The organism is Bacillus sp. CGMCC 1.16541 (assembly GCF_003184905.1).
Lineage (GTDB): Bacteria > Bacillota > Bacilli > Bacillales > Bacillaceae_H > Priestia.
Window position 1 is genome coordinate 167,405 of the sequence record NZ_QFRU01000001.1, and the last position, 17,808, is coordinate 185,212.

The following is a 17,808-nucleotide window of genomic DNA, read 5'->3' on the forward strand; positions in this document are numbered from 1 at the left end:
TATTCGTACCCTCTTTTTCTACTGTCTTTCTACTAGTTTACGAATAATTCGAATTGGCTTCAACAGTGTTCACGAAATTGCCTTGAAATGTTTTATTTTGATGTTTGTAAAACATCCATCGCGAAATGGTTAATTGCATCGTAATCATTTTAATCGGGTACGTAAACAGCCTTTCTTCACTTACTTTTAATTGCGCAAACCCATTTGCTTTATAAAAGTTCAGCCCGACTGCATTTTCAGCCATCACATTAACAAGTAAACTTTCCACACCAACTAAACGTTTCATCCCTTCATCAATAAGCTTTGACCCATATCCTTTTCGCCAATGAGTTGGGTATAAATAAAGCGCTTCAAGTTTTACTTGTTTATTTACGTTGTCATGAACTACAAACGTTGCAAACCCTACCGCTTCTCCATTTTCTTCTACAATAAGGGTAATTGAATGCTGCATACGACGTAATAGTTGTTTTTGTTCATAATGTTTTGCTAAAAACGCCTGCTGGAGTTTTACAGGGATCATGCCACTATATGTATAATACCAACCTGCATAGGCTATATCGCGCACTACGTCAAAATCATGGATTGTCATGTCCCGAATCGTTACATTCACCTCAACAATCCCCCTCCCAGTTTTTGTGACGTTTAACTAATTGATATTCCACATGTGTGAAAAAATCCCTTGTTATTTCATAAACTTTTTGAATCTTTTCTCATCTTCATGATAAGATAAATGTGCAAAAAAACTAATTCTAAGAGAATTGAAAGAGATACATAAGGAACAATTTACACGTATGACGTCAACACGAATACAAACTATGATAAAGACGGTGAACAACTTGCACGTCTTTATGGTAGACTGCTATTGCAAATCATTTAGCAAGTGCATGGCAGTCACTCAAACAAAACGTTTAAATACAAAAAGTCGGTTCTGCATCAAATAAGAACACCCTCTCTTTATTCTTTGCTCACTTTTACATAAAACGTTCGCTCTCTTGGGCCGTCAAACTCACAAAAATAAATACCTTGCCACGTTCCGAGTAGAAGCTGTCCACCTGTTACAATGACATGTTGCGAGGCACCAACTGTACTTGCTTTCATATGTGCAGCTGTATTTCCTTCCATGTGACGATCTAGCTCATGATGCCATGGATATACTTCGTCAAAACGTCGAATCATATCTCTCTTCACATCGGGGTCTGCATTTTCATTTATAGTAATTCCAGCCGTAGTATGCGGACAATAAACGATGATCGTCCCTTCTTTTACGCCCATTTCACGCATTAACTGTTGAACGGTATCTGTTACCTCTACCATTTCGTCACGTGTAGATGTACGAATTGTATATTTTCTCAGCATGCATCTCACTCCTACTATGTATGGTATGACTATCTTATCATAGAAAAAGAACAACACTCAAAAGAGAGGAATGATTAGATGAACTATGAACGTATTAATCAAGCTGTTCGATTTGCAACCATTGCACACGAAGGCCAAAAACGAAAAGCAACAACCATTAGCTACATTTCTCATCCATATACAGCCACATTGTACGTGATGGAGGCACTAAAAGAGGTTGCATTAAATGAACAACTAAAAGAAGACATCGTGGTCGCTACATTGCTTCATGATGTAGTGGAAGATACTGATTGTGATATCAAAACGATTGAAAACACATTTGGAAAAGAAGTCGCTAGCCTTGTCGCTCAAGTGTCTGAACCTCATAAAGCAAAACCGTGGAAAGAGCGCAAACAACATACAATTGACAAGATTAAACATGCACCACTTGAAGTAAAGTGCATCATTTGTGCAGATAAAACACACAATCTCCTATCAATCCTACAAGATTATGAACAAAATGGAGAGGATGTATGGAAAAGATTTAATGCGCCTAAGCGTGAACAACAGTGGTACTACTCATCCATTGCAGATGCGCTTTTGATGAATACACCTCATCCGCCAAAACTTTTCACCATTTACAACAATCTTGTTGCTCAACTATTTCACATCTAAATGAGTGGGGAACATCAAATTCCTATTGATGCTCCTCACTTGTTTTACTTCTTCATGTAAGAAATGGTTACTTTTAGTCCTTCATTGATTAACTCACGTATTTCCTCGTTTTTTGCCAAAAACATCAATTCATAATGCTGCTGATGTGTGAGACCGAAACGAATAAAGCCCATTAATAGGTCTTTCAATTTTTCTTGTTGTGTCTTATCTTGTTTCACTACTTTGTCAATCTCTTGATCAAGCAATGTAAAATCTTTCACAACAATTGCCCAAAACAAATCCGCTTTGTTATCAAAATGATAATAAATGAGAGTGGGACATAACGAAATGATTCCTTCTCAAAAACGAACAAGAACGTTTCTGTCATCGTTATGTTACACAACAAGTTCGTTCCATTTCGCTCCAGCCACTCGCTTTTTGCAGGGAGGAACCTGAGCCTCCTCGTTCCTGTGGGGTCTCAGCCTTTCCTCTATTTCCCGCAGGAGTCGAGTGTCCTACGCTCCATTCCACTATTCTTTTAAACTTGTTTTTTAATCAAAAAATGAGGCTGACTCAAAAGGTTGAATAAATTCGATCTGAGAGTCGCCTCTTTTACTTTTCATCCATTTTATAGGTTTTGTTGTGGTGACTTAATTATAACAAAAGAGGGATTTTCTTGTATTTTTTTGCGCAAAAAAATATCGTAAGCTGAGTTGATTGGAGTGGAAGGCGCGAAGACTCCTGCGGGCGCAGCTGGTCAGGTGAGACCCCGCAAGAGCGAAGCGATGCGGAAAGCGAAGCGCCTGGAACGGAAATCAACGGACTAATTTTAGAAGCTAACCTAAAAAGAGGGTGCGCAAAAGTTTATACCTTTTGGGACACCCTCTTCTTATCGACTGAAACACTTATGTCTCAGCCTCATTTTAGTAGGTTTTCAACATTTGGCAGGACTCTATATTCGTCATGCGAATTGTTGAAAATCTATTTATTTACCAATGAACATTTGTGTCCAGTATGTTGTTCCATCGCTACCTTTTACATACCCTACACCGATGTGTGTAAAGTTGTTACTTAAAATATTCGCGCGGTGACCTGAACTATTCATCCAGCCATTCATCACTTCTTCAGGTGTACGTTGACCTTTTGCAATATTCTCACCTGCTGCTTTATATGAAATACCAAAACGCTTCATCATATCAAACGGTGAACCGTAAGTTGGTGATTGATGATCAAAGTACCCTTTATTCATCATATCTCGTGATTTCTCTCTTGCTACATCACTTAATTTTGTATCTAACTGTAAAGGAGCCAAACCTGCTTTTTGTCTCTCTTGGTTGACAAGCTGTGCGACCTTTTTTTCGTATTCACTTACACTACTAGCAGCTGCTTGAGTAGTTGTGTTTGTAGTTGTTGCCGGCTTCTCTGCTTGTGGCTGTTGTACCGGTTGTTGTGGTGCTGGCTTTTGCTCCACTTGCTGAGTTGGTTGTGCGACTGGTGTTTGTTCAACTGGCTTTACTTGAAGATTATATTTCTTTAATAAATTCTCAAGATAAGCTTGATCAAACTGACAGTTGTAGGTATACACCACTTTTTGATAAGTAGTTGGTTGTTGCTCATTTGATGCAGCGCTTGCATTCGCTCCTCCAAACATCGTTGTTGCTAAAACAGTACTTGCTGCAATGACTGATAATTTCTTCATTCTCTTTCCTCCTACTGATTAGTGTGAACCCCCTCTTTTATCATGCTTCATATCTCACAATCTCTCAATCTGAAAAAACTACCAAAAAGAAAAAGAATCGTCAATAACCCTTGAAAAAGGCTACCCTTAACGATTCTAGTAATTTATAGTATACGGTGTAATTTTTACTACTTATTATTTAACATCATGACTGTATAGTTTTCGGTAAACATATGACTAGAAAACACACGTTCTTGATCATCTTTTTTAAAAATGAACGTCTCACCAATTTGTTGATGAAATGCCCACCCATTCTTTTCTTTATGCTCAATAAATGTCATATAATCGTTCGCTGCTACTATATATTTCTCAGGCTTCTTATCAATTTGCGCTACTCCATTTCCATTCGCTAACTGAATTAAACCTATAACAACCGGCACAGGATTTCCTTCTTGAAAAACAAGCTTTCCGAATAAACTAAAAAACAACACCCCAACAACTAAAACAGCTAACAACGCTTGCTTTTTCACAATTCTCCCGCTCCCCTTTCCCTTACACTCCTACTACCTACCAATTCGCCCCTATAACCTTCCAATCCTTCCACCCAAGCCAATTGACTTTAACTAATCCATACGTAAACCTAAATAAACAATCTTACACATTCTTTCAAGCAGATATCTAAGCAACAAACAGTCACATGACTCCTCGAATCCACCCTCAAAGGTCTAGAAAATGAGAGATGACAGTTCCTCTGTCATCTCTCATTTTCTACATCAATAAATTACAAGATTGTTACCTTTCTATTAAAACATGTATCATCATTACAAATTCATCCAAGCCCGTGATAGAATAAAAACAACTTAAACGTACGTACACACCTTAATAGATAGGATGATGGTTATGGACAAAACAAACTTACGCACTTACATCCAAAGAATATTTCCAAACATTCAACTAAAAGCTCCTTTGTTCTACCACGCACCTTCTGGTATTCGTTTTGAACTTGGCAATCAAAAAAAAGTATGGGAAAAGGAGTACATGAAGAATGTCTATGAACGAGCTTATGCCATCTTTAGCTTCCTACATGATAAAAATGACGACCTTCTTGTCCTTTTTAAGCAAAGAAGTGGAGATCGAAAACGAGATGAAGAATCGAACGTTAAAAAATTCATTAAAACGAAGCTATCCAAACAAGATATTCAAGTAGTAACCGAGGCCAACCGAAATGAATGTTTTATTTACTGTAAAACCGACGATTTAAAACATAAGTTGCTCATTCAATCGATTGCCAACCGGGATTTACACATCCAACCTTCCTTAGAAGAAGAATGTTATATTATAAACATGAATAAGCATACCGTTTTCCACCTTTATGACGACCGAGGATTAGATGTTGTGTCAAACAATCCACTTCCTTTAAAAAGACTTCAAAAGAAGTTTCATCACTGGATTGTGGACATCGATGCGCAACAACTGAATGAACAAACATGGCTTTGCCCGTAAATAGTAGAAAAGGTCAACCCCAAATGAGCAATGTTTGCTTTTTTGAGATTGACCTTTTTCAATGACGATTTAACCATTTTACCGTTTCACTCACTAGTTGATCTTGTTGTTTTTTTGCTGAAATGGTAGCAGCTTTGTCTCCTTTTTGCTCTCCATATAAACCAAATTGTGCATGATTGCCGCCTTTTATTTCAATAAAGGTTGCTGATTTAGGCAGGAGTATTTTCGTCTCTTTGATTTTACCTGGTGTGGTTAAGCCATCTTTCTCGCCGTAAATTGATAGAACAGGCATATCAGTCGTTGAAAAATCGTTTTTATTCATCGGATAGGAAGCTAAAAATACGACACCATCTATATTCGCTTGATTGTCATACGCATAGTTCGCAGCCATCACACCCCCTAATGAATGTCCGCCGATAAACCATTTCTCTACGTTAGGGATATCATTGATTACCTGATGAGCTCGATTACCACTAAAAAACGCCATATTAAATGGAAAGCTTACAACAGCTGTTACATAACCGTTTTTTGCTAGTTGCTGTGCATAATAAGCGTAAGCGAGCGGCTGTACTTTTGCACCTGGATATAAGATGAATCCTCCTTTTACAGGTTGATCGGGAGGCTCAATAACGTAATAATGTTTCGTTGGCATTAGTTGGTCTTCTTGCACTAACTCGTTTAATTCATTTGTTGGACCATAATCAAAACGTGACCATACGAAAAAAGTTAACGCTGCCATTATTACTATCACAACGAAAGCAACGAACCCAAGCTTTAATAGTTTCTTCAAACGACACCCTCTTTTCTTTCATCTATAAAAGTGGAACTAAACAATCTACTATCACTTTTCAAACAACCACCTAGACCCTTTTGTTCCCTTCACCCGACCTTCATCTAAGTACGCTTACATCTCTATGTATGAATAGTTTATCTCTGTTTCTCGCACAAAAGCAACAATGATGGTGTTCCGAGGTATACCCAGTAATTAACACGATACACATGCAGAAATGTGACTTATCCTAACAAAAAAGGAGTGATGATGTATGCCATTTTTTGATTCCACTTTTCACTTATGGATTGGCTTTCCATTTCTATCTGTTCTATCAGGTATTATTTATGAGCTTTTATTTAGAAAAATATATCTCGGGATGATTGTTGCATTTTTCTTACCTTTCATTTTAATTTGGGGAAATATTCATTTCATAAACAAACTTCCAACTCTTTTTCTTTTTGGCCTTTTTTATGCAACGATTGCTTATGTAACAAGTAAGCTAACACGTAAAAAGACGAATGAATACGACGCAGTTCGTACACACTATAAAAAACAACCTTGAAGGATGCTGTCATGAACAATTTCACATCAACAAATAAGTATAGACGCTTTAAAGCTCACATTAGCATCTTTGGAACGACCCAAGTTCATGTGCGTAATCCTTACATTGTCGCTTGGTGGTCAGCAGCTTTTCCTGGATTTGGTCATCTTTTATTATCAAAATATTTAAGAGGGTTCGTTTTATTTATTTGGGAAGTGTATATTAACATTCACGCTAATCTTAATTTAGCGATGGTCTATTCGTTTTGCGGAGAGATTGACCGTGCAAAAGACATTCTTGATACGAGATGGATTTTACTTTACATCCCTGTCTATATTTTTGGTATTTGGGACAGCTATCGAACAACCCTTGATTTAAATAAAGTAGCGGTATTAGCTGAACGTGAAAATGCACCTTTTAATACGTTTAGTATCGGTGCATTAGAAGTAAACTATTTAGATCAACGAAATCCAATACTTGCTATTATTTGGTCTATCTTCATGCCTGGTACAGGGCAATTGTATATTCACAGAATATTAACTGGCTTTTTTGCACTTATTTGGGTTGTTGTTTTCTACTACCAAGCTAACTTTCTGCCAGCCATTCATTATTTATTCTCAGGGAATATTTCACAATCCACTGCGGTTTTAAACCCTGAATGGCTCTTGTTTTTACCTTCAATCTATGGTTTTTCAATTTATGATGCGTATAGTAACACCGTCGAAAACAACAAACTGTTTGACAACAATCAGCGAAACTACTTGATTAACGATTATCAGCATTACCGATTTCGCTTGCCGCTAAGAAAATAAGGAGTTGGCCATGCAAATCTTTTCTACTTTTAATCACTCTACCTATTTAGAGCTCACCATCACATCACTTGAACGAAAAGGAATTAGCCCGTATCAAATACTAGCCATTCCTCTTGAAGCACAGAAAGAAAATCTTTCGCTATTTGATACCTTACATTCTTCAGATGGAATTAGTTTATTTGATACTGGCGCTGCTTTAGGAACAGCGTTTGCCGTAATAGGTGCAAGCGTTGGGTTTAATTTAGACTGGGGGCCTATTTATTGGGGACTAATTGGTGCTGCGACAGGGTTTATCATCGGGTTTTTATGTAATTACATTTACTATAAATACATAAAGAAATACAAAAAGCACCCTCAAAGCGCTGAAGTCATTTTAATTGTTGAGTGCTTGCCGCATCAAGTTGAGGAAGTAAAACTTGTCCTAAAAGAGCATTTGGCACTTGCAACCGCTGTGTTGCCATAACACTAACAATTAAGCATCCACGTTCGATGTTTAATTGTTAGTGAATATCACGTTTCTTAAATCGCCCACCTTTCACTTCGGAAATACTCGCAACTGCTAAGAAAGCCGCTGGGTCCATTTCTTCTACAATGGCTTTTAACTTCGCTTCTTCTAACCTCGTAATGACGCAAAAAATCACTTTTTTATCATCACCGGTATATCCACCTTCTCCGTTTAAATAGGTCACTCCTCTTCCTAAGCGGGCTAAAATGGCTTCACCAATCTTTTCATATTCTTCACTAATAATCCAGGCAGATTTTGACTCGTCTAATCCTTGTATTACCACATCGATCGTTTTAAAAGCAATAAAATAAGCCATTAATGAATACATCGCTCGGTCCCATCCAAACACAAACCCTGCACTTCCTAAAATAAACAAATTAAAAAACATAATCGTTTCACCAACAGAAAAAGGGGTGCGTTTGTTAAATAAGATGGCCAATATCTCTGTTCCATCTAACGAACCTCCATAACGAATAACAAGTCCAACTCCTACCCCTAACACCATTCCACCAAATACAGCAGCTAACAATGTGTCTGTGGTAAACGCAGGAATTGAATGAAACAGTAACGTGGCCATCGATAAAACAGAAACGGCAAACAACGTAGAAATCGCAAACGTTTTTCCAATTTGTTTATATCCTATAAAAAAGAAAGGGAGGTTAAACACAAAAATATAAATCCCTAGCTTTACGTCTGTTAAGTGCGCCAAAATAATTGAAATCCCAACAATTCCGCCATCAATGACTTGATTTGGAACGAGAAATACTTCTAAACCAACCGCCATGAATATAGCTCCAATAAATATAAAGCATGCACGCTTAATAATTTGACGAGTTGACAACGCTTGATGTTCATGTTTGGGCTTTTCAATCATTTGAACACTCATTGCTCACACCCTTTCTTTTCGTACACTAGCTGTTTCATTCATCTTTATATATGTATGATATTTCCTTCTAATGATAACTACTAAAAGATAAAAAGAATGTATAGATTGGTAAAAATTACACATCCTAATAGTGCGTAACATCACCCATTTTTTGCCTTGAATAAATTGTCACAATTAACAACACATTCAACTGTTTTCAATTTTACATAATGGGTATAAGATAGGTGTACAACATTTGCGCAAATGTTAAACAAATATTATACAAATTAAAGGAGTTGGAAGGTTTGAAAAAAATCAAAGGTTTATTTACTTCTTTGCTAGCTGTAATGGTTTTAACATTTTCAGGAAGCTTAGCATCTGCACAAACTGCTGAGGAAGCAATGGTGCGTATTGTTCACGCTTCCCCTGATGCTCCAGCAGTAGATGTATACGTGAACGATGAAGCAGTAGTAGAGGGTGCTGCCTTTAAAGCAGCAACGGATTACTTAAGTGTTCCAGCAGGTACGCATAAAGTAGAAATTTATGCAGCAGGTACAAAAGGTCAAGAAGATCCTGTTATTGCAACGGATTTAACTGTAGATGGCGGAAAAGCATACACAGTTGCAGCGATTAACCAAGTTGCTAATCTAGACTTAAAAGTATTAGAAGATGAAATGAACACAACAGAAGGAAAAGCAAAAGTTCGTGTTGGTCACTTTTCTCCTGATGCGCCAGCTGTAAATGTAGGTGTAACAGACGGTCCAACATTATTTGAAAACTTATCATTCCCTAATGTATCAGACTACGCAGAAGTAGATGCTGGTACATATGATTTAGCTGTGACAACGGCTGAAGGTAACCAGCAAGTTCTTGATTTAGCAGGTACAAACTTAGAAGCAAACACAGTTTATACAGTATTAGCGGTTAACACAGCTGACAGCATTGAACCATTAGTATTAAAAGATGCAACAGCAATGCCTTCTGAAATGCCAAAAACAGGTATGGGTGGCGCTTCTGAACAATCTGGTTCAATTCTTCCTGTCTTAGCGTTCGCAGGTATGGGAATTGTTGCATTAGTCGTATTACGTCGCCAAAAAGGCTACCAAAAGTAATGAAACAATTGAGATGGATCGCTATTTTCAGTGCTTTTGCTCTCTTTGGATTAGTCGGGTGCATGCATCAAGAAACAAGCATTGTACAGTCCGAGCCGACCATTCAAAAAGCTAAAATGGTAGAAACTCAGGCCGCCGCTCATAACAGCTCTTTTGAAGCAAATGAGAAAGCGGAGGTTTCTACCCCATCTCAACTATCCATACCTACACTAAACATTCAAGCTCCCATTGAAGAAACGGGATTAACAAAAGACGGACAAATGGGTGTACCTGATGACGGTGAAACTGTCGCTTGGTTTGAACCTGGTACCGTTCCTGGCCGAGAAGGAAATGCTGTACTTGCTGGTCACGTTGATGACAAAACAGGCCCTGCCATTTTTTATCATTTGGAAAAGCTTGAAGTTGGTGATGAAGTTCTGGTGTCAGATGAGAACGGTCAAGTGCTCACATTTGTTGTTAAAGAAAAAGAAGCGTACCCACGCGATGAAGCACCCATCCGCGATATTTTTGGCCCAACATACAATCGCCAGCTCAACTTAATTACATGCACCGGACTTTTTGATCGTAAAAAAGGAACACACGAAGAACGACTCGTTGTGTACACTGAACTAAAAAGCACAGGTACAACAGCAAGTAATTAAAGTCGATGAAAAGTTAGCAAAACATCCCTTTTGTTTATCCATCTATGTGATGAGGTGGATAACAAGGGATGTTTTTTTATCTTTACTCATAACTATGGTCACTTCAACAAAAACTAATAATCACGCATAAATTCTTTACATAACCTTCACATTGATTTGCTATTCTAAAGGAGATCACATCATGAAAGGAGTAGTCGTATGAAAAGTAAAGTTTTATTGCTTTGTATCACAACACTGTTAACCTGTATTGTTTGTGCTTTTGCGTACGATCAATCTCCTAGCAAAAACACAGCCAAGTCAGTATCTATTATCGCTCATCGAGGAGCTTCAACCTATGCACCAGAGCACACCATCGCTGCTTACGAACTAGCAAAAAAAATGGGCAGTGACTATATTGAAATCGACTTACAATCAACTAAAGATGGTCACCTTGTTGCGATGCATGATTTAACAGTCAACCGTACAACAAATGGGTTTGGCTTTGTTAAAAACTTAACGCTAGAAGACATTAAAAAGCTAAATGCAGGAAGTACGTTTAACAAACGATATCCACACTTAGCCAAGCCACTGTACACCAAACAAAAAGTGCCAACCATTGATGAAATCTTCCAACATTTTGGCAACGATGTACAATACTATATTGAAACAAAATCGCCACAATACGGTGTGAAAATGGAACAAAAGCTCTTAAGTAAGTTAAAGCAATATGACATCGATCAAGACAGAGTAATGATTCAATCATTTAGTAAAAAGAGCTTACAAACCCTTCATAAACTCGATCCAAAACTAAAACTCGTTCAACTCATTAAATATGCAAGACATGCCAAAATCTCTGATAAACAAATTCAAGAATTACAAACATATGCAGTTGGCATCGGACCTAATGCCTCTTCATTAAATCCAACGTATATTCAACGCTTACGCGAACATCACTTTGATATCCATCCTTATACGGTAAATGAGGAGAAAGACATGGAAAAACTCATTCGTTGGGGTGTCACTGGTATGTTTACCAATACGCCGGATGTGCTATATCGTGTGTTGTATCATGGTTCAGATTGACGAGAACCCAGAGGGTTTCTCGTCAATCTGAAAAAGTCGGCCGATGATGAACATCGGCCGACTTTTTTGTCGTAGGAGTTTCTAGCTACGTGTTTCCACACATACTTCTTTTTGCTTCTCACAATTTTATTATAGTCTAAGCAAAATTAAACTCAAGAGATGTTACACAATTGTTATAAACCTGAAACATCGTTGTTTTACAAAATAAGCATCATATGTTGTTCATCAATAAATGTACCATTGATTTTTAATGCATTTTTTTCATAGCCATAACCCTCAAATCCCAACTTTTCATATAACCCTCGAGCACTTTTATTTTCTGCAGCTACGACAAGGTAAATTTGTGTTAGCTCTTCAATTTTCTTTGCATGATTAACTGCGTATTGAAGTAGCTTCTTCCCTGTTCCACTCCCTCTTGCAACAGGTGCCACATACATCCCCCATATATCACCTTTATGTTTCACTTTTAGAGGTTTGCGTTGTTCAAAGCCGACAATCCCTACTAACTGATTCTCTAAAAAAGCACCAACGAGAAAGCGACTAGCTTCTTGGGGAAATTGCTTTCGAATCTCTGTTAATTCTTTTTCTTGTGCTTCTTCATAACTGTTTACGAAACTTTCTGGATGATCTTTCAAAGCTTGTAAACGTAAAGCCCAGTAACTTTCGACATCATTTTTTGTTAATAACCGAATCATCTTGTCACCTTTGCATCATAAGATTTTATCATAACAGTAAAATGGATTATCTTTGCCATGGAAAGACATCGTGCCGACTTGTTTGTATCCGCTCTTTTTAAATACGTTTTGTGCTTTTTTGTTTAACGAGTACGTATCAACTTTCATATAAAGTACGCCGCTATTTTTAGCCACACTCTCAGCATGTGCAATTAGCTTTGTAGCAATTCCGCCTTTACGAACTGCTGGATCTACAACAAGGCGATGAAACGTATAAGCCTCTCCTTGTTTTCTCCAATCAATCGGCTTGTATTCGTCTGGCTCATTTTGATCAACAGTAATAGAACCAATAACCTGATCATCTTCCTCCATCACATATAGCCCACCTTGTTGAATATCACGCTCAAAAATAGAACGAACAGGATATGTTTCATCCCACTGATCCACACCCTCTTCTTTCATGATTTCTACCGTATCGTTTACCATACTCATAATGGTTAAAAGATCTTCTGACGTTCCTTTTCGAATTCTCATTCCTTGCCCCTCACTTCCTTGTACTAGTTTATCCTTTTTTCTCTCTAGCCAAAATAAAGAAGCTTCCTTTTAGAAGCTCCCCCTTACTTTATCTACAAATCATCTCATTTTATCACGATGTCACGCCTTGCTCTCACACAAGTTACGCCATCTTATCCAATATTTCCTAAAATCAGTGTACGATATGCAACGGCTTTCAAGTCAAGGTATTTTTTACAAGTCCTTCTACAAATTATCATAAAAACACCTCAGTTCTCAGAGCTTATGAAGACCTAATTAAAAAAAGATAGAACTTTTCAATTTTTCTAAAGCACCCGTTAGCTGAAAAAGAGGTCGTTTTAGAGGTGAGCATTAGTTTTTTTATCCGGATAAAAAAGAGGATATATGCTCATATATTGAACATAATATCCTCTTATTCGTTTAGCCCATTTAATATCAGAAGCTAATTTTTTAATTTATTTAGATACGATAGGTTGAGAAGCATCTTTACTTTTTAATAACTCCATGCGCTTTTTCAAGTAGTAACCTTGAATAATACCGAATACGTTACCGATAACCCAGTATAGCGCTAATGCTGATGGAAGTGTAAAACCAGCAATTAAAACGAATACTGGCATAATATTCATCATCATTTTCATTGGTGGCTGAATTTCATCCGTCATACTTACACGAATTTGTAAAAATGTAGTGATTGCAGCCACAACCGGTAAGATATGATATGGGTCTGCTTGCCCTAGGCTGAACCATAAGAAGGAATGTTCAGCAATTGCGGTTGTACGTCCAATCGCATAGTAGAATGCCATAATGATTGGAAATTGAAATAAAATTGGCAAACATCCACCAAGCGGATTAATTTGATGTTTTTGATAAAGTCCCATCATCTCTTTTTGCATTTTTTGCTGTGATTCAGGATCTTTCTTCCCTGCGTATTTCTTTTGAATGCTTTCCATCTCAGGACGTAACGCTTGCATAGCCATTGTGCTTTTTTGCTGTTTCATAATAAGTGGTAACAACACAAGACGAATAATAATCGTTACTGCGATAATAGAAAGTCCAAAATTACCACCAAGCCATTCAGCCATTGTTGTAAGGGCAACAGACATTGGATACACAAAGTAGTGATCCCAAATCCCTGTACTTTCTGATGTAATTGGCTCACTCATACTACAACCTGTTAATAGTAGCATCAATGACGCTACCAATAAAATCCATTTTCGTTTCATCAATTCTGTTCCTCCTAAAAAGTGAAATAGTTTACGTTATAAAGTGATTAGAAGGAAAGAATCTTCGTCATCATTATTCTTTTCTTTCATCGGTTTCTTCTTATATATATACGTAAATAAATTAAGGCGCTTCCACAATAGGAAAACCGAGCGATCTATGGTTATATCTGTTTCATATACAAAGCGTTGAGAATGAAACAATAAATGTCTAGATTCTCGTACAATGTAATAACAAATAACATAGAACAAAATAGTAGACACATACGGTACATATATAAATAGGTCTTGATAAAAAAATTCCATGTGTCGACCTCTTTCATAAACGACATTTATACTATATGAGTGTAGCATGTACACACGTATTTCACAACTTTGTTCATCATAATTAAAGGTAATCTGATTAAAAAGCTCCAAAAAAAATAACTCGGCATTCACCGAGTCACTTTTTTACTTTGTTAAAATGTCTTTCACTTCTTCAATTGTCGGAAGAGCTGTCATTGCTCCTTTTGTTGACGCTGCTAATGCGCCTGACACGCTCGCAAAGCGACCAAATTGACGTAGATCGTCTTCCGTTAAGTCAGAAAGCTTTCCTTTGTACTCATTCACACAGTAAAGCATTCCTGATACAAAAGCATCACCAGCTCCTGTTGTATCCACTGCGTTTACTTTCATTGCCTCTACCTTTACGCGTGCGTTTTTTGCAATTGCGTAACTGCCCTCTGCTCCTAATGTCACAATGAGTAGCGGAATTTCATAGTGAGCTAACGCTTCAATACCTTGTTCAATGTCTTCAATTCCTGTAATGAAAGCAAGCTCTTCTTCAGAAATTTTGAGTACATCTGCATACGGAATCATTTCAAGGATTGTTTCTTTTAGCTTCTCTTCATCTTTCCAAAGTGTAAGACGGATGTTCGGATCAAACGAAACGACCACATCTTGTTCTTTTGCAAACTTTACCGCTTTGATTGTTGCTGAACGCGAAGGTTCGCTAATCATTGAAATGGTTCCAAAATGAAGAATTCGATGTTGGTTAAATACATCTTCATTCACTTCATCTTCACGTAAAAACCGATCTGCACTTGGATCGATGTAAAAATCGAAACTGCGCTCACCATTTTCTGCAAGTGTCACAAACACAGCGCCCGTTCTGGCTTCTTCTGTTAATGTGAGCTCTGATGTATTTACACCGTAACTTTTTAATGTATCTTGTAGAAAACGACCTAATACATCATTTCCTACTTTCCCTAAAAATGTAGAAGGTAATCCAAGGCGTGCTACCCCCACCGCTACATTGGCAGGAGCTCCACCTGGACTTTTTTGATACGTCAGATTTGTTTCATCAAGCGGAATGAAGTCGATTAGCGCTTCACCTAATGAAATAACACCACTTTTCATGCTCTCTCTCTCCTTCATGGAAACATTAATCTTCTTTTAACTTCATAAAGAATGTAATCGTAAATGCAACACCGATTGAAATGACCATTCCAATAATATAATGAATTAAGTTTGACATCCCTAGTGGTGCAGCAATAGCCATCATCGGAATACCTGTTAAGCCGTATGCATTCGCTGCTACATTCATCAATACAACATATCCACCACCAGCAGCTCCACCGATGGCTGCTGCAATAAATGGTTTACGCAACTTTAAGTTGACACCGAAAATAATCGGTTCTGTAATTCCTAAAAACGAAGAAACAGCACCAGGAATCGCAATTTCTTTTGTTTTCTTATTTTTCGTTTTAAAATAAACCGCTAGACCAGCTCCACCTTGTGCAACGTTCGCACACGCCCAAATTGGTAGTAAGAAGTTGACACCAATTTTCGGATTCGCAATTAACCCCGCTTCAATGGCATGGAAGCTGTGTTGTAAGCCTGTTAATACAATGGTTGAATACAGTCCACCAAATACAATTCCGGCAACAAATCCAGCTGTATTGTAAAGCGATTGTAAGCCAACTGAAATTAAATCACCAATGTATTTTCCAAATGGTCCAATGATAATTAATGAAATAAAGCCTGTCATAATCACAGTTACAAATGGTGTCACTAATAAATCAATTGCATTTGGTACAACTTTACGCAGTCCTTTTTCAATTTTACTCATCACATAAATCGCAAGTAAAATCGGAACAACCGTACCTTGATAACCTAAGAGTGGGAACTCATACCCTAAAAACGTCATGTACTCTGGTTGTGCATCTGCTAACGTCCAAGGATTTAGTAAGTTTGGATGTGTTAAAATTCCACCAATAACCGCACCTAAATAAGGATTGGCTCCAAATTCTTTTGCTGCTGAGTATCCAATTAAAATCGGTAAAATAATAAACGCTGCACTTGAGAACATATCGAGTAGTACAAATAACGCACTATCTTCTGATACCCACTTAAATGCACGCATCATTCCAAGTAATCCCATTAACAAACCACTTGCGACAATCGCTGGGATGATTGGAACAAAGATATTTGATAATACACGGGCAAAGCGAGCAAACGGGTTCATTTTTTTCTTCATTTCATCTTGATGATTAGCCGCTTCTTCACTCTTTTCTTCTTGAAGACCAATTTCATTTGCAAACGATGCATAGACTTTGTTCACTAGCCCTGTTCCAAAGATAATTTGAAATTGACCAGAGTTTGAAAAAGCACCTTTTATGTCATCGAGCTCATCAAGTCCTTTTTGGTCAACTTTGCTTTCATCCCGAAGAACAAGACGAAGTCGCGTCGCGCAGTGTTGTGCGCTGACAACGTTTTCTTTCCCACCCAAAAGGGGGACGAGTTTCTTTCCTGTTTCTTTTGGATCCATTATTCATCCTCCTCTAATTTTTATTAGGATTCGTTACTTTTGCTCATCTCATAAGTCTAAAAAAACAAAAAAGACCTAAAACATAGGCAAAAAAGGATACAAAAAGGGTGTCCTTTTCTCTACATGTTTTAGGTCTTGCCTGCCTTACCAGTCACAATCCCAATCGATATGATTAATACGGTTTCATTTTATCTCTTTCGGCATTATTCGTCAATTATTTTAAATCAAAAACCCTCATATTCAATCAAATTCGTTCTTTAATTCGATGAATGTGAAGAGTAATGTAACCAATTTCAGACTCTGGAAACGTAATGTCATACTCTTTCTTTAAAAATTCTCCAATCTTTTCGGCACATTGAAACGATTGCTCATACTTCGTTTTTAAAATAAGTAACATGTCATCATCCATTGAGTGAAACGGCTCTCTTTGTTCAACACGATTGAGTGCAAAACGTAAATGCGTCAGTAGTCGCTGATAGGACATGCTGTTTTCATCCATTGTGACATCTAACTCTTGTTCAATGATTCCTATCATCTCATTAATCATCGTTGCATGCATCATCGCCTGTTGCATACTGGATGTTTCTAACTTCGCTGTGTGAATATGAAGTGCAATATAACCCGCTTCATCAATTGGCATATCTACTTCTAACCGAGCACGAACATGTTCGACTGCCCACAGCCCAATTTCATACTCTGGGCGATACAGTGCTTTAATTTCATTTAACAGCTTGTTTTGAATGGCAATGCCTCGTCGCAACCGTTCAACCGCAAACGATAAATGATCCGTTAACGCAATATGAATATGCTCACTTAATGTTACGTTTAGCGTCACTTCTGCATATGAAATAATTTCTTCCGCTACTTCAATATGCTCTTCAGGTACGTTTCGTAAAATTTCTTGAAACTTTTCATTTTCTTCTTTCATCACAAATAGTTTTTCAACTTTTGCCATGTTGATGATATCATTTTTCTTTTTTTGAAAAGCAATACCAGGGCCCATCGCAATTTTTTCGATGGCCCCCTCTTTGATGACAGCTGCATTATTGTTTAGTACTTTTAAAATTCTCACCTTACTGTTCCTCCTTTAC

At 37.5% G+C, this 17,808-nt stretch carries 21 protein-coding genes; 8 read left to right on the plus strand and 13 right to left on the minus strand.

The window, feature by feature from the left end; all coding sequences use genetic code 11:
- Positions 1-37: 37 nt before the first annotated feature.
- Together DIS06_RS05305 and DIS06_RS05310 are read right to left on the minus strand one after the other, a co-directional pair.
- Complete coding sequence (locus DIS06_RS05305; protein ID WP_110112200.1) at positions 38-610, minus strand: GNAT family N-acetyltransferase; 573 nt, start codon at positions 608-610, stop codon at positions 38-40.
- A 344-nt stretch (positions 611-954) separates the two neighbouring features.
- Positions 955-1,356, minus strand: coding sequence for a secondary thiamine-phosphate synthase enzyme YjbQ (locus DIS06_RS05310; protein WP_110112201.1), 402 nt, complete (start codon positions 1,354-1,356; stop codon positions 955-957).
- Positions 1,357-1,434: 78 nt separating this feature from the next.
- Between DIS06_RS05310 and DIS06_RS05315 the strand changes: the two genes are divergently transcribed.
- Positions 1,435-2,010 (plus strand): HD domain-containing protein, encoded by a 576-nt coding sequence (locus DIS06_RS05315; protein ID WP_110112202.1) that lies wholly within the window; start codon positions 1,435-1,437, stop codon positions 2,008-2,010.
- A gap of 44 nt (positions 2,011-2,054) precedes the next feature.
- On the opposite strand, the gene DIS06_RS05320 is transcribed toward DIS06_RS05315, so the two are convergent.
- The 3 genes from DIS06_RS05320 to DIS06_RS05330 all read right to left on the minus strand — a co-directional run bounded on the left by DIS06_RS05320 (position 2,055) and on the right by DIS06_RS05330 (position 4,197).
- Positions 2,055-2,270 carry a hypothetical protein gene (locus DIS06_RS05320; RefSeq protein WP_110112203.1) on the minus strand — a complete coding sequence of 72 codons (216 nt, stop codon included), beginning with the start codon at positions 2,268-2,270 and terminating at the stop codon, positions 2,055-2,057.
- Positions 2,271-2,974: 704 nt separating this feature from the next.
- Entirely contained in the window at positions 2,975-3,688 is a 714-nt protein-coding gene (locus DIS06_RS05325; RefSeq protein WP_110112204.1) for a CAP domain-containing protein, read from the minus strand.
- Positions 3,689-3,855: 167 nt separating this feature from the next.
- Entirely contained in the window at positions 3,856-4,197 is a 342-nt protein-coding gene (locus DIS06_RS05330; protein ID WP_110112205.1) for a hypothetical protein, read from the minus strand.
- A 370-nt stretch (positions 4,198-4,567) separates the two neighbouring features.
- Between DIS06_RS05330 and DIS06_RS05335 the strand changes: the two genes are divergently transcribed.
- Positions 4,568-5,170, plus strand: coding sequence for a DUF3885 domain-containing protein (locus DIS06_RS05335; protein ID WP_110112206.1), 603 nt, complete (start codon positions 4,568-4,570; stop codon positions 5,168-5,170).
- Between the two features lie 58 nt (positions 5,171-5,228).
- Here DIS06_RS05335 and DIS06_RS05340 read toward each other — a convergent pair whose 3' ends face one another.
- Positions 5,229-5,960, minus strand: coding sequence for an alpha/beta fold hydrolase (locus DIS06_RS05340; RefSeq protein ID WP_110112207.1), 732 nt, complete (start codon positions 5,958-5,960; stop codon positions 5,229-5,231).
- A gap of 253 nt (positions 5,961-6,213) precedes the next feature.
- Between DIS06_RS05340 and DIS06_RS05345 the strand changes: the two genes are divergently transcribed.
- From DIS06_RS05345 to DIS06_RS05355, 3 genes are read left to right on the plus strand one after another with little or no spacing between them, the layout of a single operon-like run.
- On the plus strand, positions 6,214-6,504 hold the full coding sequence (locus DIS06_RS05345) for a hypothetical protein (protein ID WP_110112208.1): 291 nt from the start codon (positions 6,214-6,216) through the stop codon (positions 6,502-6,504).
- A gap of 11 nt (positions 6,505-6,515) precedes the next feature.
- The gene (locus tag DIS06_RS05350) at positions 6,516-7,295 is read left to right on the plus strand and encodes a hypothetical protein (RefSeq protein WP_110112209.1); all 780 of its coding nucleotides are present in this window, start codon (positions 6,516-6,518) and stop codon (positions 7,293-7,295) included.
- A 10-nt stretch (positions 7,296-7,305) separates the two neighbouring features.
- Positions 7,306-7,758, plus strand: a complete 453-nt coding sequence (locus tag DIS06_RS05355; protein ID WP_110112210.1) for a hypothetical protein — start codon at positions 7,306-7,308, stop codon at positions 7,756-7,758.
- A gap of 37 nt (positions 7,759-7,795) precedes the next feature.
- Here DIS06_RS05355 and DIS06_RS05360 read toward each other — a convergent pair whose 3' ends face one another.
- Entirely contained in the window at positions 7,796-8,686 is an 891-nt protein-coding gene (locus tag DIS06_RS05360) for a YitT family protein (RefSeq protein ID WP_110112211.1), read from the minus strand.
- 284 nt (positions 8,687-8,970) lie between these two features.
- On the opposite strand from DIS06_RS05360, the gene DIS06_RS05365 reads away from it, so the two are divergent.
- The 3 genes from DIS06_RS05365 to DIS06_RS05375 all read left to right on the plus strand — a co-directional run bounded on the left by DIS06_RS05365 (position 8,971) and on the right by DIS06_RS05375 (position 11,480).
- A complete protein-coding gene (locus DIS06_RS05365) occupies positions 8,971-9,777 on the plus strand; it encodes a DUF4397 domain-containing protein (protein ID WP_110112212.1) in 807 nt (268 codons plus the stop codon).
- Positions 9,777-10,418: a class F sortase gene (locus DIS06_RS05370; RefSeq protein ID WP_239421893.1), complete on the plus strand. Its 642-nt coding sequence runs from the start codon at positions 9,777-9,779 to the stop codon at positions 10,416-10,418. Before DIS06_RS05365 ends, DIS06_RS05370 begins: the two co-directional genes overlap by 1 nt.
- Before the next feature lie 198 nt (positions 10,419-10,616).
- Complete coding sequence (locus DIS06_RS05375; RefSeq protein ID WP_110112213.1) at positions 10,617-11,480, plus strand: glycerophosphodiester phosphodiesterase; 864 nt, start codon at positions 10,617-10,619, stop codon at positions 11,478-11,480.
- 197 nt (positions 11,481-11,677) lie between these two features.
- On the opposite strand, the gene DIS06_RS05380 is transcribed toward DIS06_RS05375, so the two are convergent.
- The 6 genes from DIS06_RS05380 to DIS06_RS05410 form a co-directional block, all read right to left on the minus strand.
- Positions 11,678-12,175 (minus strand): GNAT family N-acetyltransferase, encoded by a 498-nt coding sequence (locus DIS06_RS05380; RefSeq protein ID WP_110112214.1) that lies wholly within the window; start codon positions 12,173-12,175, stop codon positions 11,678-11,680.
- 15 nt (positions 12,176-12,190) lie between these two features.
- On the minus strand, positions 12,191-12,688 hold the full coding sequence (locus DIS06_RS05385; RefSeq protein ID WP_110112215.1) for a GNAT family N-acetyltransferase: 498 nt from the start codon (positions 12,686-12,688) through the stop codon (positions 12,191-12,193).
- Positions 12,689-13,143: 455 nt separating this feature from the next.
- Positions 13,144-13,911 (minus strand): membrane protein insertase YidC, encoded by a 768-nt coding sequence (gene yidC, locus DIS06_RS05390; RefSeq protein ID WP_110112216.1) that lies wholly within the window; start codon positions 13,909-13,911, stop codon positions 13,144-13,146.
- 447 nt (positions 13,912-14,358) lie between these two features.
- Positions 14,359-15,306 (minus strand): aminoimidazole riboside kinase, encoded by a 948-nt coding sequence (locus tag DIS06_RS05400; RefSeq protein WP_110112218.1) that lies wholly within the window; start codon positions 15,304-15,306, stop codon positions 14,359-14,361.
- A 25-nt stretch (positions 15,307-15,331) separates the two neighbouring features.
- Positions 15,332-16,717, minus strand: a complete 1,386-nt coding sequence (locus DIS06_RS05405) for a sucrose-specific PTS transporter subunit IIBC (RefSeq protein ID WP_110112219.1) — start codon at positions 16,715-16,717, stop codon at positions 15,332-15,334.
- 244 nt (positions 16,718-16,961) lie between these two features.
- Positions 16,962-17,789: a PRD domain-containing protein gene (locus tag DIS06_RS05410; protein ID WP_110112220.1), complete on the minus strand. Its 828-nt coding sequence runs from the start codon at positions 17,787-17,789 to the stop codon at positions 16,962-16,964.
- Between the last annotated feature and the right edge of the window lie 19 nt (positions 17,790-17,808).